The organism is Cellulomonas flavigena DSM 20109 (assembly GCF_000092865.1).
GTDB lineage: Bacteria > Actinomycetota > Actinomycetes > Actinomycetales > Cellulomonadaceae > Cellulomonas > Cellulomonas flavigena.
Genome location: NC_014151.1, coordinates 3,557,597 through 3,576,847 on the forward strand (window position 1 = coordinate 3,557,597; position 19,251 = coordinate 3,576,847).

Annotated in this window: 19 protein-coding genes and 1 pseudogene; 7 read left to right on the forward strand and 13 right to left on the reverse strand. The window is 74.2% G+C overall.

Annotated elements, in window-relative coordinates; translation table 11 throughout:
* Positions 1 to 46: 46 nt before the first annotated feature.
* Positions 47 to 1,816 (forward strand): pyruvate dehydrogenase, encoded by a 1,770-nt coding sequence (locus tag CFLA_RS16135; protein WP_013118409.1) that lies wholly within the window; start codon positions 47 to 49, stop codon positions 1,814 to 1,816.
* Positions 1,817 to 1,968: 152 nt separating this feature from the next.
* Here the strand turns inward: CFLA_RS16135 and CFLA_RS16140 are convergent, their stop codons facing one another.
* From CFLA_RS16140 to CFLA_RS16160, 5 genes are all read right to left on the reverse strand, one after another.
* Entirely contained in the window at positions 1,969 to 3,252 is a 1,284-nt protein-coding gene (locus tag CFLA_RS16140) for an MFS transporter (RefSeq protein WP_013118410.1), read from the reverse strand.
* Between the two features lie 67 nt (positions 3,253 to 3,319).
* The gene (locus CFLA_RS16145) at positions 3,320 to 3,820 is read right to left on the reverse strand and encodes a gluconokinase (protein ID WP_013118411.1); all 501 of its coding nucleotides are present in this window, start codon (positions 3,818 to 3,820) and stop codon (positions 3,320 to 3,322) included.
* Positions 3,821 to 4,149: 329 nt separating this feature from the next.
* Positions 4,150 to 4,470, reverse strand: a complete 321-nt coding sequence (locus tag CFLA_RS16150) for a hypothetical protein (protein ID WP_013118412.1) — start codon at positions 4,468 to 4,470, stop codon at positions 4,150 to 4,152.
* 188 nt (positions 4,471 to 4,658) lie between these two features.
* Positions 4,659 to 4,997 carry a hypothetical protein gene (locus CFLA_RS16155; protein ID WP_013118413.1) on the reverse strand — a complete coding sequence of 113 codons (339 nt, stop codon included), beginning with the start codon at positions 4,995 to 4,997 and terminating at the stop codon, positions 4,659 to 4,661.
* 127 nt (positions 4,998 to 5,124) lie between these two features.
* A complete protein-coding gene (locus CFLA_RS16160) occupies positions 5,125 to 7,497 on the reverse strand; it encodes an ATP-binding cassette domain-containing protein (RefSeq protein ID WP_013118414.1) in 2,373 nt (790 codons plus the stop codon).
* Positions 7,498 to 7,659: 162 nt separating this feature from the next.
* On the opposite strand from CFLA_RS16160, the gene CFLA_RS16165 reads away from it, so the two are divergent.
* The 3 genes from CFLA_RS16165 (at position 7,660) to CFLA_RS16175 (ending at position 10,296) form a co-directional block, all read left to right on the forward strand.
* Positions 7,660 to 8,586 carry a VOC family protein gene (locus CFLA_RS16165; protein ID WP_013118415.1) on the forward strand — a complete coding sequence of 309 codons (927 nt, stop codon included), beginning with the start codon at positions 7,660 to 7,662 and terminating at the stop codon, positions 8,584 to 8,586.
* A gap of 110 nt (positions 8,587 to 8,696) precedes the next feature.
* Positions 8,697 to 9,026 (forward strand): STAS domain-containing protein, encoded by a 330-nt coding sequence (locus CFLA_RS19215; protein WP_013118416.1) that lies wholly within the window; start codon positions 8,697 to 8,699, stop codon positions 9,024 to 9,026.
* Positions 9,019 to 10,296, forward strand: coding sequence for a PP2C family protein-serine/threonine phosphatase (locus CFLA_RS16175; RefSeq protein WP_013118417.1), 1,278 nt, complete (start codon positions 9,019 to 9,021; stop codon positions 10,294 to 10,296). The genes CFLA_RS19215 and CFLA_RS16175 overlap by 8 nt, the downstream gene beginning before the upstream one ends.
* An 18-nt stretch (positions 10,297 to 10,314) precedes the next feature.
* Here the strand turns inward: CFLA_RS16175 and CFLA_RS16180 are convergent, their stop codons facing one another.
* The 3 genes from CFLA_RS16180 to CFLA_RS20990 all read right to left on the reverse strand — a co-directional run bounded on the left by CFLA_RS16180 (position 10,315) and on the right by CFLA_RS20990 (position 12,232).
* Positions 10,315 to 11,301 (reverse strand): bile acid:sodium symporter family protein, encoded by a 987-nt coding sequence (locus CFLA_RS16180; RefSeq protein ID WP_013118418.1) that lies wholly within the window; start codon positions 11,299 to 11,301, stop codon positions 10,315 to 10,317.
* Between the two features lie 106 nt (positions 11,302 to 11,407).
* Positions 11,408 to 11,593 carry a hypothetical protein gene (locus tag CFLA_RS20985; RefSeq protein WP_013118419.1) on the reverse strand — a complete coding sequence of 62 codons (186 nt, stop codon included), beginning with the start codon at positions 11,591 to 11,593 and terminating at the stop codon, positions 11,408 to 11,410.
* Positions 11,594 to 11,731: 138 nt separating this feature from the next.
* Positions 11,732 to 12,232, reverse strand: coding sequence for an esterase/lipase family protein (locus CFLA_RS20990; protein WP_013118420.1), 501 nt, complete (start codon positions 12,230 to 12,232; stop codon positions 11,732 to 11,734).
* A 258-nt stretch (positions 12,233 to 12,490) separates the two neighbouring features.
* On the opposite strand from CFLA_RS20990, the gene CFLA_RS16190 reads away from it, so the two are divergent.
* The gene (locus tag CFLA_RS16190; protein ID WP_052302741.1) at positions 12,491 to 13,537 is read left to right on the forward strand and encodes a 5'-3' exonuclease; all 1,047 of its coding nucleotides are present in this window, start codon (positions 12,491 to 12,493) and stop codon (positions 13,535 to 13,537) included.
* A 66-nt stretch (positions 13,538 to 13,603) separates the two neighbouring features.
* On the opposite strand, the gene CFLA_RS20550 is transcribed toward CFLA_RS16190, so the two are convergent.
* Entirely contained in the window at positions 13,604 to 14,158 is a 555-nt protein-coding gene (locus tag CFLA_RS20550; protein ID WP_013118422.1) for a GNAT family N-acetyltransferase, read from the reverse strand.
* Between the two features lie 114 nt (positions 14,159 to 14,272).
* Between CFLA_RS20550 and CFLA_RS20555 the strand changes: the two genes are divergently transcribed.
* Entirely contained in the window at positions 14,273 to 14,506 is a 234-nt protein-coding gene (locus tag CFLA_RS20555) for a hypothetical protein (protein WP_013118423.1), read from the forward strand.
* Positions 14,507 to 14,600: 94 nt separating this feature from the next.
* Here CFLA_RS20555 and CFLA_RS16205 read toward each other — a convergent pair whose 3' ends face one another.
* On the reverse strand, positions 14,601 to 15,269 hold the full coding sequence (locus tag CFLA_RS16205; protein WP_013118424.1) for a DUF6803 family protein: 669 nt from the start codon (positions 15,267 to 15,269) through the stop codon (positions 14,601 to 14,603).
* Between the two features lie 94 nt (positions 15,270 to 15,363).
* Here CFLA_RS16205 and CFLA_RS21320 point away from each other — a divergent pair.
* Positions 15,364 to 15,651, forward strand: a pseudogene (locus CFLA_RS21320) (ATP-binding protein); the annotation flags it as partial.
* Positions 15,652 to 15,788: 137 nt separating this feature from the next.
* Here CFLA_RS21320 and CFLA_RS16215 read toward each other — a convergent pair.
* The 3 genes from CFLA_RS16215 to CFLA_RS16225 all read right to left on the reverse strand — a co-directional run bounded on the left by CFLA_RS16215 (position 15,789) and on the right by CFLA_RS16225 (position 19,247).
* Positions 15,789 to 16,766 (reverse strand): siderophore-interacting protein, encoded by a 978-nt coding sequence (locus CFLA_RS16215; RefSeq protein WP_013118426.1) that lies wholly within the window; start codon positions 16,764 to 16,766, stop codon positions 15,789 to 15,791.
* A 49-nt stretch (positions 16,767 to 16,815) separates the two neighbouring features.
* The gene (locus tag CFLA_RS16220; protein WP_013118427.1) at positions 16,816 to 18,147 is read right to left on the reverse strand and encodes an LCP family protein; all 1,332 of its coding nucleotides are present in this window, start codon (positions 18,145 to 18,147) and stop codon (positions 16,816 to 16,818) included.
* A gap of 95 nt (positions 18,148 to 18,242) precedes the next feature.
* Complete coding sequence (locus tag CFLA_RS16225) at positions 18,243 to 19,247, reverse strand: TIGR03557 family F420-dependent LLM class oxidoreductase (RefSeq protein WP_013118428.1); 1,005 nt, start codon at positions 19,245 to 19,247, stop codon at positions 18,243 to 18,245.
* Between the last annotated feature and the right edge of the window lie 4 nt (positions 19,248 to 19,251).

Consider the following 19,251-nt stretch of genomic DNA (forward strand, 5'->3'; position numbering starts at 1 on the left):
CACCACCCACGATGAAGGTGCACCCCCACCCGCACCGGAGGTCACCGTGGCACGTCGCACCGTCGCCGACCAGCTCGTCGCCCAGATCGTCGCCGCCGGCGCGCGGCACGTCTACGGGATCGTCGGGGACTCGCTCAACCCCGTCGTGGACGCCGTCCGACGCGCGCACGAGGCGGGCGTCGACATCTCGTGGGTGCACGTGCGCCACGAGGAGGCCGGGGCGTTCGCCGCCGCCGCCGAGGCCGAGGTGACCGGGAGGCTCGCGGTGTGCGCGGGCTCCTGCGGCCCCGGCAACCTGCACCTGATCAACGGGCTGTACGACGCGAACCGCACGCGCGTCCCGGTGCTCGCCATCGCGTCGCACATCCCCAGCGCGCAGATCGGCACGAGCTACTTCCAGGAGACGCACCCCGACCGGCTGTTCCTCGAGTGCTCGGTGTACTCCGAGCTCGTCTCGTCCGCCGCGCAGGCGCCGCGCGTCATCCGCTCCGCGATCCACCACGCGTACGGCGGGCCCGGCGTCGCCGTCCTCAGCCTGCCCGGCGACGTCGCCGACGAGGCCGCGCACGACGACGGCATCGACGTGCTCACTCCTCCCCCGCCGCCGCGGGTCGTGCCCGACGTCGCGGCCGTGCATGCCCTCGCCGAGGCGATCGACGCCGCCGGCAAGGTGACGATCTTCGCCGGGGCGGGGTGCGCCGGCGCCCGGCAGGACGTGTTCGCGCTCGCCGAGCACCTCCACGCGCCCGTCGGGCACTCGTTGCGCGGCAAGGAGCACGTGCAGGTCGACAACCCGTTCGACGTCGGGATGTCCGGGCTGCTCGGGTACGGCGCGTGCCAGGCCGCCGTCGAGGGCGCGGACCTCCTGCTGCTGCTCGGCACGGACTTCCCCTACGACCAGTTCCTGCCCACCGACGTGCGCACCGCGCAGGTCGACGTCGACCCCACGCACCTGGGGCGACGCACGCGCAACGACCTCGTCGTGCTCGGTGACGTCGGCGAGACCGTGCGCGCGCTGCTGCCGCTCGTGCAGCGCAAGCGCAGCCGCAGGTTCCTCGACTCGATGCTGAAGAAGCACCGGCGCGCCATGGAGGGCGTCGTCGGCGCGTACACCAAGGACGTCGAGCACCGCACGCCGATCCACCCCGAGTACGCCGCGGTGGTCCTCGACGAGGAGGCGGCCGACGACGCCGTGTTCACGGTCGACACCGGCATGTGCAACGTCTGGGCCGCGCGTTACGTCACGCCCAACGGGCGGCGGCGCGTCATCGGCTCGTTCCTGCACGGCTCCATGGCGAACGCCGTGCCGCACGCCATCGGTGCGGCGCTCGCGCAGCGCGACGACGGCGGGCCGCGGCGGCACGTCGTCGCCATGGCCGGCGACGGTGGGCTGTCGATGCTGCTGGGCGAGCTGGTGACCCTCAAGCACTACGACCTGCCGGTGAAGATCGTGCTGTTCGACAACGCCACGCTGGGCATGGTGCGCCTGGAGATGCTCGTCGACGGGCTGCCGTCGTACGCCACGGACTCCCCGACCGTCGACTACGCGGCCGTCGCGCAGGCCATCGGCATCCCGGCCGTGCGCGTCTCGGAGCCCACCGAGATCCGGGGAGCCCTGCGGCAGGCGTTCGCGCACGACGGCCCCGCGCTCGTCGACCTCGTCACCGACCCGCGCGCGCTGTCGCTGCCACCGAAGATCACGCGCAAGCAGGTCACGGGCTTCACGGCCGCGATGTCGAAGGAGGTCCTCGGCGGCGGCCTCGGCGAGGTCATGGCGATGGCCCGCTCCAACCTCCGCAACGTGCCCCGCCCCTGACCCCCTCGACCGGAACCCCGCTCACCGATGCCCACCACCAACGGTGACCCACGTTCCGCTCGGCGACTCTCCCGTCCGCCGAGCGGAACCTGGCTCACCGACCCGGGCGTCGGAACGTGAGTGGGGTTCCGGTGGCGGGTCGGGCGGGCGGGTCAGGGGGTCGGGTTCTCCGCGTCGTACTGCCAGAAGGCGCGCTGGGCGCGGACCAGCAGCCACAGCAGGACGACGCACGCCACACCGCCGAGCACCGCGGCCCAGCCCTCGCCGACGCGCACCGACAACGCCCCGAGCACCAGCTCGCCCAGCCGCGGGCCGCCGGCGACGACGACCACGAACACGCCCTGCAGGCGGCCGCGCATGTCGTCGGGGGTCGCGGTCTGCAGGATCGTCTGGCGGAACACGGACGACACCGCGTCCGACGCGCCCGCCAGCGCGAGCGTCACGACGGCGAGCGCCAGCGCGACCGGCAGCACGCCGGTCGGTGACGTCGGGCCCGCGACGACGAGCACGAGGCCGAACGCGACGATCGACAGACCCCACGCGGTGATCGCCAGCGCGATGACGCGCCCCTGCCAGCGCACCCGCGCCAGCCCGCCGGAGAACAGCCCGGCCACGATCCCGCCGGCCGCGACGGCCGCCAGCAGCACGCCCGTCGTCGTCTCGCCACCGCCCAGGTAGAGCACGCCGACGGCGGGGAACAGCACGCGCGGCATGGACGTCACCATGGCGATCAGGTCGACGACGAACGTCATGCGCACGTTCGGCTGCGTGCCCAGGTACCGCAGCCCGTCGACGACCGAGCCGAGGCCGAGCCGCTCGCTGCGGTGCGCCGAGGGCTCGGGCGGCACGGGCGGCAGGCGCAGCAGCGCCGCGAGCGCGAACGTGAAGAGCGCGGCGTCGACCGCGTACGCCCAGGTGTAGCCGATGCCCGCGACGAGCCCGGCGCCCACGAGGGGACCGACCGTGAGGGCGACGTTCCACCCCATGGTCTGCAGCGCGTTCGCCGCCGGCATGAGCCGCGGCTCCAGCAGGCGCGGGACGATCGCCATGCGCGCGGGCGAGTTCACGGCACCGGCCGCCGACTGCACCGCCACCAGCGCGTACAGCACCCCGACGTGCTCGTTGCCGGCCGCGGCCTGCGCGACGAGCGCGAGCACGGCGACCCACGACACGACCGAGGCCACGAGCGCGACAGTGCGCCGGTCGTAGTGGTCGACGAGCGCGCCGCCGTACAGCCCGAACACGATCAGCGGCACGAGCGCGCAGACCCCCAGCACCCCGACCGCGAACGTCGACTGCGTCAGGGCGTACACCTGCAGGCCCACGGCGACCACGGTGAGCTGCGCGCCGAGGTTCGCCACCGACAGCCCGAGCCACAGCCGCCGGAACGCCGGGCTGACGCGCACGGGCGTCAGGTCGACGAGCAGCGAACGCACCCGAGCACCCTACGTTGCCCGGGGCAACGAGCCACCTCCCGCCCGCGAGACGTCGATCCGGCCCGGATCAGGTGAGGGCGGTCAGCACGTCGGCGGCGACGGCGTCCGGTGGGCCGCCGACCGGGACGGTGACGCCGTCCTCGTCGGGGGCGAGGGGCTCGAGGGTCGCGAGCTGGGAGTCGAGGAGCGCCGGGGGCATCCAGTGGCCCGTGCGTGTCGCGACGCGCCGGCGCAGGACGTCACCGGTCACGTCGAGCAGCACGAAGCGCACGCGGCCCGTCGCCTCGCGCAGCACCGCGCGGTAGGAGCGCCGCAGCGCCGAGCACGCGACGACCGTCGACGTGCCCGCGCCGGCGTGCTCGGTCATCGCGTCGCGCACCGCGGCCAGCCAGGGTTCGCGGTCCTCGTCGAGCAGGGCGACGCCCGCGCTCATCCGCGCGACGTTCGCCTCCGGGTGGAGGTCGTCGCCCTCGAGGAACGGGCGTCCGAGACGCCGCGCGAGCTCGCGACCGACGGTCGACTTGCCGATGCCGGACACGCCCATGACCACCAGGTGCTCGACGTCCACGTGCCCACCCTGCCATCCGACCGGGGCCGGTTCGACGTCTCGCGCGCTAGCAACGGTCGGAGGCCGATGACCGGACCGCTGTCTCGCGCCCGAGGGGATGAGGCGACGGGGCTGGATCGACGTCTCGCGCCCAGGGGGGAGGGGAGGGAGGGGAGGGAGGGAGGGGAGGGAGGGAGCGGGAGCGAGGGAGGGAGGGAGCGGGAGGGGGGAGGGGAGGGGCGGGAGGGGGGAGGGAGGGGCGGGCGCCCGTGACGGGATCGCTCTCCCGGGGGTTCAGGGGGCGAGAGAGGAGTCCAGCAGGGGTGGGACAGCGATCCCGTCGGGGTGGGTCAGGGGTGGGAGGTGCCCGGGTTCGCGTCGTCGGCGTCGACGAGGGGGCCGTCGGCCGGCTCCCACGTCGCGTCGTCGTCGCTCGACTTCCCGAACGTCGCCTTCGCGGTCTGCACGGCCTTGTCCTTCAGCGCGACGCCCTGCGTCTTCGCGAAGTCCGTGGCGGCCTTCTCGGCGTCGTGCACGTACCCCTGCACGCGCGGGTCCTGCCACGTCTCCGACGCCCAGGACGTGATCTTCTCGAACTGCTGCCGGCCGGCGCGGGTGCCCAGCAGGTACCCGACCCCGGCCCCGGCGACGAACGCGAGCTTGCCCTTCATGGGTGTCCTCCTTCGCGCCGGCCGTGCGGGCCGGCGGTCGTCTGGTGGTGCGAGGGCGGGCGACGGGGGGTGGGACGACGTGCGCGGTCCCACCTGGCCACGTCGCCGGAGTCACCGAGCGTAGGCGCGGCCGGGCGCCGTCGCGCGGCGAACTGGCGTGGACGGCTCGACGCGCGGTCGCGGTCGGGTCAGAACCACCCTTCCCACGGCAGCCCGGCGAGCCAGCCGCGGGCGTCGAGCCGGACCGCGACGTCCGCGCGTGCCTCGCGGAGCAGGTCGAGCACCTCGGCCCGCATCGTGGGGTCGAGGTGCAGCAGGCCGACGACGACGCCCGCGGCGGCTGCCACCGCGAGCAGCGCCAGCGCGAGGTCGCGCAGCACGTACCGGCGCCGCCGGCCGGCGTGCCGCACCGGGCGCGACGTGCGCGCGTGGCGCGTGTGGTGCGGAGGGCGCACCCACTCCGGGTTCCGCGCGTGGTGCGCGGCCCCGACCGAGAACCCTGATGGACGATCGACGATGGTCGCCATCCAGGCAACATAGACAAACCGCCCCGGTCTGCACATCCACCGTTCGTGTGGTCATGGTCAAGGGAGCACCATGCAGTCACGGCAGATGTCCGCGATGCGGGACGGACGGGCTGTCCCGACCGGGGACTCAGGCGCCAACGTACTGCGCCAGGTGCTCGCCCGTCAGCGTCGAGCGCGCCGCGGCGAGGTCCGCGGGTGTGCCCTCGAACACCACGCGCCCGCCGCCGTGCCCGGCACCGGGGCCGAGGTCGATGATCCAGTCCGCGTGCGCCATCACCGCCTGGTGGTGCTCGATGACGACGACCGACTTGCCCGCGTCGACGAGCCGGTCCAGCAGGCCCAGCAGGTTCTCGACGTCCGCGAGGTGCAGACCGGTCGTCGGCTCGTCGAGCACGTACACCCCGCCCTTGTCCCCCAGGTGCGTCGCGAGCTTGAGACGCTGCCGCTCACCGCCGGACAGCGTGGTGAGCGGCTGGCCGAGCGTGACGTACCCGAGACCCACGTCGACGAGCCGCTGCAGGATCGCGTGCGTCGCGGGGATCCGGGACTCACCGGCGGCGAAGAACTCCTCGGCGACGGTCGCGGGCATCGCGAGGACCTCGCTGATGTCCCGCCCGCCCAGCCTGTACTCGAGCACCTCCGCCTGGAAGCGGCGGCCCTCGCAGACCTCGCACGTCGTGGAGACGCCGGCCATCATGCCGAGGTCCGTGTAGACCACGCCGGCGCCGTTGCAGACCGGGCACGCGCCCTCGGAGTTCGCGCTGAACAGCGCAGGCTTGACCCCGTTGGCCTTGGCGAAGGCCTTGCGGATCGGCTCGAGCAGGCCCGTGTACGTCGCCGGGTTCGAGCGGCGCGAGCCACGGATCGCGCCCTGGTCGATCGCGACCACGCCGTCGCGCCCCGCGACCGAGCCGTGGATCAGCGAGCTCTTGCCGGACCCGGCGACACCGGTGACGACGACGAGCACGCCGAGCGGCACGTCGACGTCGACGCCCTGGAGGTTGTGCGTGGTGGCGCCGCGCACCTCCAGCGCGCCCGTGGGCGTGCGGACCGACGGCTTGAGGGTCGCGCGGTCGTCGAGATGACGGCCGGTCAGCGTGCCGCTGGCCCGCAGGCCCTCGACCGTGCCCTCGAAGACCACGTGCCCGCCCTCGGTGCCGGCACCCGGGCCCAGGTCGACGACGTGGTCGGCGATCGCGATGGCCTCGGGCTTGTGCTCGACGACGAGCACGGTGTTGCCCTTGTCCCGCAGGCGCAGCAGCAGGTCGTTCATGCGCGCGATGTCGTGCGGGTGCAGCCCGACGGTCGGCTCGTCGAAGACGTAGGTGACGTCGGTGAGGGACGACCCGAGGTGCCGGATCATCTTGGTCCGCTGCGCCTCGCCGCCGGACAGCGTGCCGGAGGGCCGGTCGAGCGAGAGGTACCCGAGCCCGATCTCGACGAACGAGTCGAGCGTGTCGCGCAGGGCGCCGAGCAGCGGGGCGACGCCCGGCTCGTCGAGGTCACGGACCCACGCGGCGAGGTCGGTGATCTGCATGGCGCACAGGTCGGCGATGCTCCGCCCCCGGATGCGGGAGGACCGCGCGCCCTCGTTGAGACGCGTGCCGTCGCACTCCGGGCAGGTGCGGAAGGTGAACGCCCGCTCGACGAACGCGCGGATGTGCGGCTGCATCGCGTCGACGTCCTTGGCGAGGAACGACTTCTGGATCTTGGGGATGATCCCCTCGTACGTGACGTTGATGCCCTCGACCTTGATCTTGGTCGGCTCCTGGTAGAGCAGGCCGTGCAGCTGCTTCTCGGTGAACTCGCGGATCGGGCGGTCGGGCGGGAAGAGCCCGCTCGCGCGGAAGATGCGCCCGTACCAGCCGTCCATCGTGTAGCCGGGGACGGTCAGCGCGCCCTCGTCGAGCGACTTCGCGTCGTCGTAGAGGGCGGTGAGGTCGACGTCGTTGACCTTGCCCATGCCCTCGCAGCGCGCGCACATGCCGCCGATCTGCTCGAACGACACCCTCTCCTTGCGCTTGTGCCCCTGCTGCACCTCGATCGCGCCCGACGCCCGGACGGTCGGCACGTTGAAGGAGTAGGCCTGCGGCGAGCCGATGTGCGGGTCGCCGAGCCGGCTGAACAGGATGCGCAGCATCGCGTTGGCGTCGGTCACGGTGCCGACGGTCGAGCGCGAGTTGGCGCCCAGGCGCTCCTGGTCGACGATGATCGCGGTGGTCAGGCCCTCCAGGACGTCGACGTCGGGTCGCGCCAGGGTCGGCATGAAGCCCTGGACGAACGCGCTGTAGGTCTCGTTGATGAGCCGCTGGGACTCCGCGGCGACGGTGCCGAAGACCAGCGAGCTCTTGCCCGAGCCGGAGACGCCCGTGAACACCGTCAGCCGTCGCTTGGGCAGGTCGACGCTGACGTCCTGCAGGTTGTTCTCGCGCGCGCCGTGGACGCGGATGAGGTCGTGGCTGTCGGCGCGGGCGGGCTGCGGGGCGGGCGTCGCGGTCATCGCGTCTCCTGTCGTGGCGGTCTGCGGTCAGCGTAGGGCGGGCCGCCGACACGGTGCTTCTCGCTTCCTGACCGCTGCGGGCGGCCGGACTCATCCCTTGAAGGTTCAACCTTTCCGGTGTACTCTCTAGTTGTTTCAACAACTAATGGCTCGGAGGACGCCATGACCACCCCCACGTCGACCGGCACCGACGGCCGCGTGCTGCACGCGGACACGTCGATGGACGCCGTCACGCTGCACGTCGGCGACCTCGAGGGCATGAGCTCCTACTACGCGGACGCGATCGCCCTCGAGCCGCTCGAGGAGCGCAGTCGCGGGCGCCAGGTGCACCGCGTGCTCGGCCGCGGCACCACCCCCATGCTGCGGCTCGTGCACACCCCCGACCTGCCGGGCGTCGACCCGCGTCAGGCCGGCCTCTTCCACACGGCCTTCCTGTTCGACGACGCCGCGAGCCTGTCGGCCACCGTGCTGCGCGCCGCGCAGGACCGGCGCGGCCGCTTCGTCGGCTCGTCGGACCACCTCGTCTCCGAGGCGTTCTACTTCACCGACCCCGAGGGCAACGGCATCGAGCTCTACACCGACCGCGACCGCGACCTGTGGCTGCACCGCGGCGGCGAGCTCGTCATGGCCACCGAGTACCTCGACCCGAACGCCTACCTGCGCGAGCACCTCTCGCAGGCGGCCGTCGACGCCGGTCCCGCGCTCCCCGGGCGCGTCGGGCACGTCCACCTGCAGGTCGGCGACATCCCGACGGCCGCGGAGTTCTACCTCGACACCCTGGGCTTCGAGGCCACCGTGCGCGGCTACCCCGGCGCGCTGTTCGCGTCGGCCGGCGGCTACCACCACCACGTCGCGATGAACACGTGGAACTCCGCCGGCGCCGGCCCGCGCGCGTCGACCCTCGGCCTGGGCGACGTCGCCGTCACCGTGCCCGGCCGCGACGACCTCGACGCGCTCGCGACCCGTCTGCGGGTGCGGCGTCTGCAGTTCGCCGACGACGGCCGCTCGGTCAGCCTGCGCGACCCGTGGGGCACCCAGGTGACGGTCTCGGTCCCCGGCACGACGACGGAGGACCTCCTCCTGCGCTAGGGGCCCGCGTCCGCCCGGGTCGTTCGCGCGGCCAAACCCGGCCCCGGGCCGTACTCTCGTCGCGCCGGGAACGTCCGGATGCAGGAGCCGGGGCAGGCTGGAGGCGCAGGATGGTCGTTCATGACGACGAGGTCACGGTCGAGGTCGCGGACGCGACCGTCACCGTGACCCTGCGGGGGGAGATCGACGCCACCCTGGCGGAACGCCTGTCCGACGTCGCGTCCCGGGCCGACCTCGCCGGGCGCCCCGTCGTGGTGGACCTCGCCGCGGTGCGGTTCATGGACTCCACGGCGATCGGCTTCCTGCTGCGGCTGCGCTCGGTCGCCGCCGGTCGGGTGCGCGTGGTGAACGCCGGCGCGTTCCCCCGCCACCTGCTCGCGGTCGCGGGCGTCGAGCGGCTCTTCGACGTGGTCGGGACCGGAGCCACGACCGATGGGTGACGGCGCCGACGTCGACCCCGTGCCGGGCGCCGAGGAGGTGGTGGGCTCCCTGCTCGAGGCGTCCCACCTCGCCGCCCCGCACGAGGTCCCCGCGCTGGTGGCCGACCACGCCCTGCGTCTCGGGGCGCAGGACCCGGTGCTCTACCTGGTGGACCTGGAGCAGAGCGTGCTGGTGCCCTTCACCGGGCCGGGCCAGGACGTCCCGCACGACGACCTGCCCATCGACGAGACGGTCGCGGGCCGAGCGTTCCGGAGGGTCGACGTCGAGACCCAGGAGACCGGCGCGGGGCACGGGCTGCGCGTGTGGCTGCCGCTGCTGGACGGCACCGACCGGCTCGGGGTGCTCGGCGTGCTCGTGCCCGACCGCGCTGCGCTGACCGCGCACGGCGGCCTGCTCGAGCTGCGCCTGCGCCGGCTCGCGGCCGCGGTCGCCGGCGTGGTCGTGAGCAGGAGGAGGTACGGGGACACCATCGTCGTCGCCCGCCGCCGGGCGACGATGAGCCTGGCCGGGGAGATCCAGTGGGCCTTGCTGCCGCCGCTGACGTTCGGGTCCCGCGACGTGGTCGTCGCCGCGGCGCTCGAGCCGGCCTACGAGGTCGCCGGGGACTCGGTCGACTACGCGGTCGACGAGGGCCGCACGTGCGTCGCCGCGTTCGACGCCATGGGGCACGGCCTGGCCAGCGCGCAGCTCGCCGGGCTCACGGTCGCCGCGTACCGCAACGCCCGCCGCGACGGCCGGACGCTGCTCGAGACGGCCCGCGAGATCGACGACACGGTGCTGTCGGTGCACGGCGGGCGGACGTTCGTGACCGGTGTCCTGGCGGAGCTGGACACCGACACCGGCGTGCTGCGGTGGGTCTGCGCCGGGCACCCCCGCCCGTTGCTGCTGCGCGACGGCCGGGTCGTCCGGCACCTCGACGACACCGTGGGCGTGCCCTTCGGGGTCGCGGACGACGAGGGGACGGGCGAGCGCGGGGTCGGCGCGGTCCGGCTGGAGCCGGGCGACCGCGTCGTGCTGTACAGCGACGGGATCACCGAGGCGCGCTCACCGAACGGCACGTTCTTCGGTCTCGACCGCCTGGTCGCCCTCCTGACCCGTACCGAGGGCGACCGCCTGCCGCCCTCGGAGACGGTCCGCCGTGTCGTGCGCGACCTGCTCGTGCACCAGCAGGGCCGACTCCAGGACGACGCCACCCTGCTCGTCGTCGAGTGGCGCCGGGGTCACCACACGACGCTGCTGCCCGACCCGGCCCCACCGCGGACCCCCTGACGGCGGACCGCGCGCGGCTCAGGCCGCCGCCGGCTCCTGCGGGCCGCCCCTCGCCAGCCGGCGCGCCAGCACGGCGGTGACGACGATCTGCAGCTGGTGGAACGCGATGACCGGCAGCGCGACGCTCGCCGCCAGCGCGGGCGCGAAGAGCACGGCCGCCATCGGCAGGCCGGTCGCAGCCGACTTCTTCGACCCGCACATGAGGAGCGCGACCCGGTCGGGGCGGTCGAGCCCCAGCGCCCCGGAGGCGTGCCACGTCACCAGGAGCATGATCCCCAGCATCACCGCGCACACCACGAGCAGCAGCAGCAGCGCGCCCACCGTCAGGTCGTCCCAGGCGCCGGCCGACTGCGCCTCGCTGACCGACGTGAACACCACCAGCAGGATCGTCGCGCGGTCCGTGACGCGCGTCAGGCTCCCGTGCCGCCGCAGCCACGCCCCCACCCACGGCTGCACGCACTGCCCCACCACGAACGGCAGCAGCAGCTGCAGCAGGATCCCGCCCACCGCGCCGCCGTCGAGCCCCGCGCCCGTCGCCCCCAGCAGCACCGCCACCAGCAGCGGCGTCAGCAGGACGCCGAGGACGTTCGAGATCGTCGCACCCGTGATCGCCCCGGCGACGTTGCCGCGCGCCAGGGACGTCATGACGACCGACGACTGGACGGTCGACGGCAGCACCGACAGGTAGAGCAGCCCGCGGCGCAGGTCGGGGGCGAGCACCGCGTCGGGCAGCAGCTGGACGGCCAGGCCCAGCAGCGGGAACAGCACGTACGTCGCGCCGAGCATCGACCCCTGCAGGCGGAAGCGCCGCAGGCCGTCGACGACCTCGCGCGTCGGCATGCGGGCGCCGTAGAGCAGGAACAGCACGACGATCGCGACCGTGCGGACGACGTCGAGACCCGCCGCGACGCCGTCCGGCACCGGCACCAGCAGGGCGAGCACGAGGACGCCGAGGATCATCGCCGTCAGCGGGTCGAGCCACCGCCGCCAGGCGGGGGTCCTCATGCGGTGCAGCCCGGGGTGGGGCGGGGCGGTGTCACGCGGCCATCCTCGCCCACGTCGTGCGTCAGGCGTGCGTCGCCACGAGGTGGCGTGCGTGACACCGCGCCCGTCAGCCCGCCGGGTCCGGCGCGGTCCGCACGTGCGCGAGCGCCCACGTCAGCGCGTGGTCCGCGACGGCCTCCCAGCCCGGAGCGGCGCACGTCCAGTGGTCGCGGTCCGGGAACTCGTGGAAGTCCGTCAACGCCGGGGACGCCCCCCAGCGCCTCGCGTTCGCGCGGTTCACGCTCGCCGGCATGATGTGGTCCTTCCCGCCGGCGACGAACAGCAGCGGGGCACGGTCCGACGTGTAGTCGACCCACGTCTCCTGGTGACCCGGCGTGACGTTCGCCAGCAGTCCGTACGCCCAGATCCACGCTCCCGGCGCCGGGATCGCCTACCGCTCCCAGACCGCCAGGGACTCCTCCTCGCTCACGGTGTTGGTGAACGCGTAGTGGAACTCCTCGGGCGTGAACCCGACGGCGCGGTGGCGGGTGGCGGGGCTGCGCAGCGCCGGGAACAGCGAGCGCGCCTGGGACAACGGCGTGACGCGCACGCCCTCGGTGGGCGCCGAGTCGACGGCGACGCCCGCCGCGCCCAGGCCGCGCGCGAGCAGCAGCTGCGTGAGCGTCCCGCCGAACGAGTGCCCGATGATCACCGGCGGCGCGTCCAGCGCCTGGACGACCGCCGCGAGGTGGTCGACGGTCCGGGGCACGGTGAGCCGGGCGATGACGTCCGGGTCCTCCCGCAGCGCCTCGACCTCGATCTCGAACCCGGGGTACCCGGGCGTCAGCACCCGCAGCCCCTTGCTCTCGTAGTACGGGACCCAGTGCTCCCAGCTGCGCGGGGTCATCCACAGGCCGTGCACGAGCACGACGGTGTCGGGGCTGGTCGTCATGGCGCGTTCCTCTCCGGCGTCGGTGTCACGAGGCGGTGCGAGGTGCGGCGGCCCGAGCAGGCCGCGCGGCGCGCGACGGGCGGTGGGCCGGGTGCGTGCCGTGCGACGAATGTCCTCCGGGAGGTGACTCGTGTCCAGAGTGCCGCCCCGGACACGACCGCGACCGGTCCGGCGGACGCGCCGCCACCCACCCCCGTCGAGCGCCTAACCTGGCGGCACCCGAGAAAGGACGCGGGCGGCACCGGCCTCCCCACCCCCATGACGAAGACCCTGCTGGCCGTCGACGGCAACTCCCTCATCCACCGCTCGTTCCACGCGCTCGCGGGCTCGCAGCTGCGCACGCGCGACGGGCGGCCCACGTGGGCGGTCAAGGGCGCGCTCGCGCAGGTGCTGGGCGCCGTGGACCGGGTCGGTGCCGACGCCGTGGTCGTCGGGTTCGACGACGCCGCCGGCAACGTCCGCCGGGACGCGCACCCGCACTACAAGGCGCACCGCGCCGAGAAGCCGGGTGACCTGGTGACACAGCTCGCGCTCGCGGTCGACGTGTTCTGGTCGGCGGGCCTGCACGTCGTCATCCCCGACGGGCTGGAGGCCGACGACGTGCTCGCGTCGGCCGCGTCGGCGGCGACGGCCGCCGGGTGGCACACGGTGGTGTGCACGTCCGATCGGGACGCGTTCGCGCTGGTCGACGAGACGACGTCGGCGTTGCGGATCATCAACGGCGGCGTCGAGGCCTCCCCCGTGCTGACGCCTGAGCGGCTGCGGATCCTCACCGGCATCGACCCGTGGCAGTACCGGCAGTACGCGGCGATGCGCGGGGACGCGTCGGACAACCTCACGGGCATCCGCGGTGTCGGGCCGAAGACGGCGGTCGCGTTGCTGAACGCGTTCGGGTCGGTCGATGCGGCGTTCGCGGACGTCGACACCAACGGCGGTGCGCGGGTCGCCGAGGTCGTCGGCACGGCGTGCGTGCGCAAGCTCGCGGACCCCGAGGGTCGGGCACGGTTCTGGGAGAACGTCGAGCTCATGACGATGCGCACGGACCTCGACCTCGAGATGGACCTCACCGCCGCGTCGGGCCCGGGCCTGCTGCCCGTCGACCCGCAGGCGCTGCAGGACGCCTTGGCCGACGTCGAGTTCGGCTCGCTGCAGATGCTCGCGGCGCGGCTGCTGACGTCGACCCCGGTGGGCGCGGGGGGCGACGCGCGGGCGACCCCGGTGGCGCCGTGGGACGAGCCGTCGGCCGCCGCGACGGTGGCCGCGGCGCCCGCCGAGCCCCCGGTCGACGAGCTCACGCTCTTCTGACCCGCTCGTCCTCCGCATCCCGAGACACCCCGGCCGCGACACCGGGCTCACGTGGCGCGTGGCACGTCATGGGCGCAGCCGGCCCGGTCTCGCCGGCGGCTCGTCCCAGCGGTCGGACAGCGACCCGTCGGGCTCCGTGAGGTCGCGGCGCATCTCGACGTTGGGGACCACGACACCGCGGACGGTGTTGTCCTGACGGTCGACGGTGACCACCCAGCCGAGCCGCTCGAACACCGGGCGGGCCCGCCGCGACGCGTACGTGCGCAGCCCCGTGAGGCCGCGGGCGCGGGCCTCGGCCTCGACAGCCGTCAGCAGCGCCCGCGCGACACCCCTGCCCCCGGCGACGGGGTGGACGAAGAGCATGTCGACGAGCCCTTCCGGCAGCAGGTCGGCGAACCCGACGAGCGCCCCGTCGACCTCGGCGACGACCGCCCAGGCGGCCCGGCGCCGCGCGTCCCAGGCCGCGAGGTCGACGTCGTCCGGCCCCAGCCACGCGGCGACCTGCTCGGGGGTGTAGACCTCGGCCGCGCTGACGCCGATCGCTCGCCGGCACGTCGCGAGCGTCGCGGACGCGTCGTCGGGACTGCGGTACGGGCGCAGGACCGGTGCGGCCGTCGTCACACGCCCCACGCTACTGCCCGTCGGCGCACGAGCCGTTGACACGATGCGTTTCGCGCTGGGTGACTCGGCTTCGTCCCGGCCACCGACGGCCGGGGGACCCTCAGGAGGAGACTCATGCGTGCTCGTCGCACCGGCGCCGTCGTCGTCGGCACCGTCCTGCTCACCACGCTCACGTGGTCGGGCGCCCAGGCCCTGCCGTACGCCGACCCGCACAGGGCCGTCATCAACCCGTTCACCGGGACGAACGGCGCGGTGATCAACCCGTTCACCCAGTCGCACGGCGACGTCGTCAACCCGTTCACCCAGCCGCACGGCGACGTCATCAACCCCTACACCGACCCGCACTGAGCCCGCGCTGCACGCCCACCCGTGAGGTGGTCGCTGTCGTCCGGGTGACCCCGGGTCGCGCCCGGCCGGCACCCGCTGCCGGCCGGGCGCCGCGTCAGTGCGTCATGCCCTCCATCTGCGAGCCGTCGTCCATCACGTGCGTCGGGTCCCAGCCCAGGACCGTGGGGTCGAGCATCCCCGCGATCATCGCGACGTGCGCCACGACGAGGAAGACGCCGACGAACGTCGCGTGCGCCTTCAGCCGCGCCCGTTCGTCCCAGCGGGATCCGAGCACCCCGGTCTCCAGGAGCGTGATCCCGAGCAGCGGGACGAGGCCGAGCAGGTAGAACCCGACGGCGACGACGTCCGCGGGACCGCGCCAACCGCCGTCGACCGTCAGGGGGACGACCGCGTGCCGCAGCAGGTACGCCACGACCCCGACGAAGTAGAAGCCGGCGAAGATCCCGACGTACCGGTTCAGCGCGCGGACCGTCCGGCCCGCGCGCGCGGGGCTGAAGAGGATGACGAGCTCGGTGACCGCGACGGTCTCGGCGGCGACCACGGGCACGGCCATGAAGAGGATCAGGTTCCACGGCTGGTTCGCGGCCAGCAGCCCCATGTAGTGGGTCGAGCCCATGTCGGGGCCGGCGGGCCACGCCGGCAGGGTCAGCGCGACGACGGCGACTGCGACGGCGACGCCGAGGACGAGCGCGGAGCGCAGCCCCGGACCCCGTCCCGCGGGATGCCCGGCGGCTACGGTCGTGCGTGGTGCGGTGGCGACCATCGTGGCTCCTTCGTCGGTCATACCGGGCCTCCCGGCGTCGACGTCAGCCTGTGCGGCGACGGTCGCGGCGCGACTGACGTTCGATGAAGGAACGATGAAGACCCCGGGCGCCCGGGCCACCGCCGGGGCGCGACAGGACCAAGGGCCCGGGGAGCGCCCGTCAGGACGCCCGCGCGGCCGGCAGGTCCACCCAGGCGCGGCCGGCCAGCTCGTGGTGCTCGGGGCGGAGCGGTGCGCTCTCGGTGTCCGGCTGCGGGTCGACGACGTCGGACAGGGCGTCGCCGCCGAGCACCTGCCGCACGTCCTCGAGCGCTTCGACCGCGTCGACACCGCGCGCGACCGGTCGCACGGCGGCTCCGGCATCGGCCTGGCGATCGCTCGGGCGCTCACCGCGGCGCGGTCGGCGCGCACAGCGACGGCCTCGGTCGCCGGGCACGGGCTTCGTCGAACCTTCACCGAGCGGCGCGCCGCGCGCCCGGGCTCGCGTCCCGGCGCCTCGCGGACGCAGCCGGCGAGGCGTCAGTTCGCCTCGCTGCGCCCCTGGCGCCAGTACCCCATGAACGCGACGGCCCTGCGGTCGACGCCGCACTCGCGCACCAGGTGCCGGCGCAGCGTCTTGATGACGCCGGCCTCGCCGGCGAGCCACGCGTAGAGGTGGGCCTCGGTGGCCAGCGGCTCGCCCGTCTCGTGGTCGACCGGCACCTCCCACAGCATGCCGTGGTCGATGTCGACGTCCTCGAGGTCGGTGTCGGGCGCGGGGGCCTGGCCGGGCAGGAGGCGCGCGGCGGCGGCCTGGACGCCGGGCACGAGCAGGTCGCCGTGGGCGCGGCCGTCGCGGCCGAGCCAGTGCACGTGCACGCCCTCCGGGGCGCCGAGCTCGAGGCGGTCGTCGGAGAACGGCATCTCGACGAGCACCTCGCCGCGGGCGTCGCGCGGGAGCCGCTCGACGATGCCGGCGATGGCGGGCAGCGCGGTCTCGTCGCCGGCGATGAGCAGGCGGTCGGTGCGCGCCGGCGGGACGAAGTCGACGCCGCCGTGCGGGCCGACGTGGTCCGCGTTGGGGCCCATGACGACGAGCTCGTCGCCGATCTGCGCGGTCGACGCCCACCGCGAGGCGGGGCCCGTGTCGCCGTGCAGCACGACGTCGACGTCGAGCTCGCGCGGGTGGGGCCGCACACCGCGCGCGGTGTACGTGCGCATGGGGTGACGGCGGTCGTCGGGCAGCGCTCGCCACGTGCCGTACCAGTCGCCGGTGCGGCCCAGGTCGATGAGGTCGGCGTAGGGCGAGCCCGCGACGGGCAGGAAGAACTTGATGCGCTGGTCGAACCCGTTGTCCGCGAAGCGGTCGAGGTCGTCACCGGTGAACGTCACGCGCAGCAGGCTGGGGCACAGCCGCTGCAGTGCCGCGACGCGCACGTGGAACATCCGGAACGGCGACGCGGGGGGTGCGGCGACGGGGGCGGCGGGCTCGACGGTCGTCGCGGGGGTGCGGGTCACGGCGTCAGCATAAGGTGAGGCTTACCTGAATGCGCAACCCCGGTTCCCGTCAGGTGGGACACACCCCGGGCAGCAGCGCGGCGCCGGGTGCGACGCCCCCCGCGGGGTCCCCGGCGGTGCCGTCGGGCGGGGTCGCGGGGTCGGTCGTCGCGGGCGTGCCGGCGTCACCCCCGGGCGGCACCTCACCGCCGGCCTCACCGCCGGCCGCGCCGCCGGCCGCGCCCCCCGTGGCGCCGTCCCCGGCTGCTCCCCCGGCGCCCGGCGACGCGGGCGGGGGCACCAGCTCCGCCGGCGGCTGGTCCGCGATCAGCCGCTGCCAGACCGCGTCGTTCGCGGCCGTCCACACCACGCGGTTCGGATCGCTCGGGGCCGCCACGACCTCGACGGGCGTGAAGACGATGCGCTCCCGGTCCATGCCGCGCAGCGAGTACCCGAACGCGGCCAGGCGCACGGGGTCCGCGAGCTGCTCGTCGGCGGTGAGCGCCCCGAGCACCGCGCGCGCGACGCCGTAGAGCTCGTCCGCGTCGCTCAGCAGGTCCTTGGCGAGCAGCTCGCGCACCGCCGACTGCACGAACGCCTGCTGCCGCGTGATGCGCGTCAGGTCGCTGCCCAGCTCCAGCCCCATGCCCCTGCCGTGCCGCACCCGCAGGAACCCGATGGACTGCACGCCGTCGAGCTTCTGGTCGCCCGCGGGCAGGTCGAGGGCACCGTACCTGCGGTCCTCGACCACGGGCTCCGGCAGGCACATGCGCACACCGTCGAGCGCCTCGACGACGTCGATCACGCCGGTCATCCGCACGACCACGTGGTGCGTGATCGGCACGTTCGTCAGCGACTGCACCGTGCCGATCGTGCACGCCGCGGCGTGGTCGATCTTCTGCTCCGGGCCCGCCCCGATCGAGAATGCCTCGTTGAACATCGTGTGCCGCGGCTTCGACCGCGACCCGTCCGGCCGCAGGCACTCCGGCACGTCGACCAACGAGTCACGCGGGATCGACACGACCTCGGCCCACGTCCGGTCGCCCGCGACGTGGATCAGCATCGTGGAGTCCGAGCGCATGCCCTCCTCGTGGCCCGCGAGCGCCGCGTTCTCCGCGTCGCGCAGGTCCGTGCCCATGACCAGGATGTTCATCGCGGCACCGGCGAACGGGTCGTCGGGCGCGTTCGTGGTGGCGACGGGCGACGGGGCCGCCAGCACGAGCGCCTGCGCGCCGCTGACGTCCAGCTGGGCCCGCAGGTCGAGGTAGACGGCCCCGGCCGCGGACGCGAAGGTCGTCAGGACGGCGGTGAGCACGATCGCCGGAGCGCGCGGCGCGGTGCGCTGCACGCGCGCGTGTCGCGCGGTCGCGGAGGCGGTGCGGGCGTGGCGTGCGTCGGTCACGTGCCGAAACTAGGACCGCGCGGGCGCACGCGGTGGGCACTCGTGGGGCGGTGCCGTGAAGGTCCGGGGAAGGGGCGTTCACGCACCGCCCACGGTCAGTCGGCCGGCGCCGCCTCGCGCAGCCGCTCGAGCAGCGGCCCGGCGGCCTCGTCGAGGAAGCGCTGCTGCAGCGCGTCGCCGACCTGCACGAGCGCGACGTCGGTGAAACCGGCCTCCCAGTAGGCGCTGACGGCCTCGACGACGGCGTCGAGGTCCGGCCCGCACGGGATCGCCTCCGCGACGTCCTCGGGGCGCACGAACTGGCTCGCGGCGGCGAAGGACTCGTCGGTCGGCAGGTCGGCGTTGACCTTCCACCCGCCGCCGAACCAGCGGAACTGCTCGTGCGCGCGCGCCACGGCCTCGTCGCGGTCCGGGCCCCAGGAGATCGGGATCTGGCCGATCTTGCGCGAGGGTCCGATCGCCGTGATCGTCGGCTCGAGGTTCGCGCGCGCCTCGTCCCAGGACCGCACGAGGTCGGCGTCGGGCTCGACGGCGACGAGGTGGTCCGCGAGCTCGGCGAACCGCGTGACCGACTGCGGGCCGGACACGGCCACACCGATCGGCACGGGCACCTCCGGCACGTCCCAGACCTTGGCGGAGTCGACCCGGAAGTGCGCGCCCTCGTAGGTGACACGGTCGCCGGTGAGCAGCGCGTGGATGATCTCCAGGGCCTCCTCGAGCATGTCGTGGCGCTCCCCCACGGCCGGCCAGCGCTCGCCGACCACGTGCTCGTTGAGGTTCTCACCCGAACCGACGTTGAGCGTGAAGCGGTCCTGCGAGAGCAGCGCGATCGTCGCGGCCTTCTGCGCGACCACGGCCGGGTGGTAGCGCAGGGTCGGGCACGTCACGTACGTCATGAGCTCCAGTCGCTCGGTCGCGTGCGCGACCGCCCCCAGCACGCTCCACGCGTAGGGCGCGTGCCCCTGCTCCTCGAGCCACGGGAAGTAGTGGTCGGACGACACGGCGAAGTCGAAGCCGAGACGGTCGGCGTGCTGCGCGTACCCGACGAGCTCACGGGGGCCGGACTGCTCGGTCATGAGGGTGTACCCGAATCGCGTCATACCC

Coding starts and splice junctions, on each gene's coding strand:
- CFLA_RS20985 (WP_013118419.1), bottom strand. CDS start 11,593: ATGCCGGCGAGCGTGAACCGCGCGAACGCGAGGCGCTGGGGGGCGTCC.
- CFLA_RS16205 (WP_013118424.1), bottom strand. CDS start 15,269: ATGGTCGCCACCGCACCACGCACGACCGTAGCCGCCGGGCATCCCGCG.
- CFLA_RS16190 (WP_052302741.1), top strand. CDS start 12,491: ATGACGAAGACCCTGCTGGCCGTCGACGGCAACTCCCTCATCCACCGC.
- CFLA_RS16225 (WP_013118428.1), bottom strand. CDS start 19,247: ATGACGCGATTCGGGTACACCCTCATGACCGAGCAGTCCGGCCCCCGT.
- CFLA_RS16180 (WP_013118418.1), bottom strand. CDS start 11,301: ATGAGGACCCCCGCCTGGCGGCGGTGGCTCGACCCGCTGACGGCGATG.
- CFLA_RS16155 (WP_013118413.1), bottom strand. CDS start 4,997: ATGGCGACCATCGTCGATCGTCCATCAGGGTTCTCGGTCGGGGCCGCG.
- CFLA_RS20990 (WP_013118420.1), bottom strand. CDS start 12,232: ATGACGACCAGCCCCGACACCGTCGTGCTCGTGCACGGCCTGTGGATG.
- CFLA_RS20555 (WP_013118423.1), top strand. CDS start 14,273: ATGCGTGCTCGTCGCACCGGCGCCGTCGTCGTCGGCACCGTCCTGCTC.
- CFLA_RS16175 (WP_013118417.1), top strand. CDS start 9,019: ATGGGTGACGGCGCCGACGTCGACCCCGTGCCGGGCGCCGAGGAGGTG.
- CFLA_RS19215 (WP_013118416.1), top strand. CDS start 8,697: ATGGTCGTTCATGACGACGAGGTCACGGTCGAGGTCGCGGACGCGACC.
- CFLA_RS16160 (WP_013118414.1), bottom strand. CDS start 7,497: ATGACCGCGACGCCCGCCCCGCAGCCCGCCCGCGCCGACAGCCACGAC.
- CFLA_RS16165 (WP_013118415.1), top strand. CDS start 7,660: ATGACCACCCCCACGTCGACCGGCACCGACGGCCGCGTGCTGCACGCG.
- CFLA_RS16150 (WP_013118412.1), bottom strand. CDS start 4,470: ATGAAGGGCAAGCTCGCGTTCGTCGCCGGGGCCGGGGTCGGGTACCTG.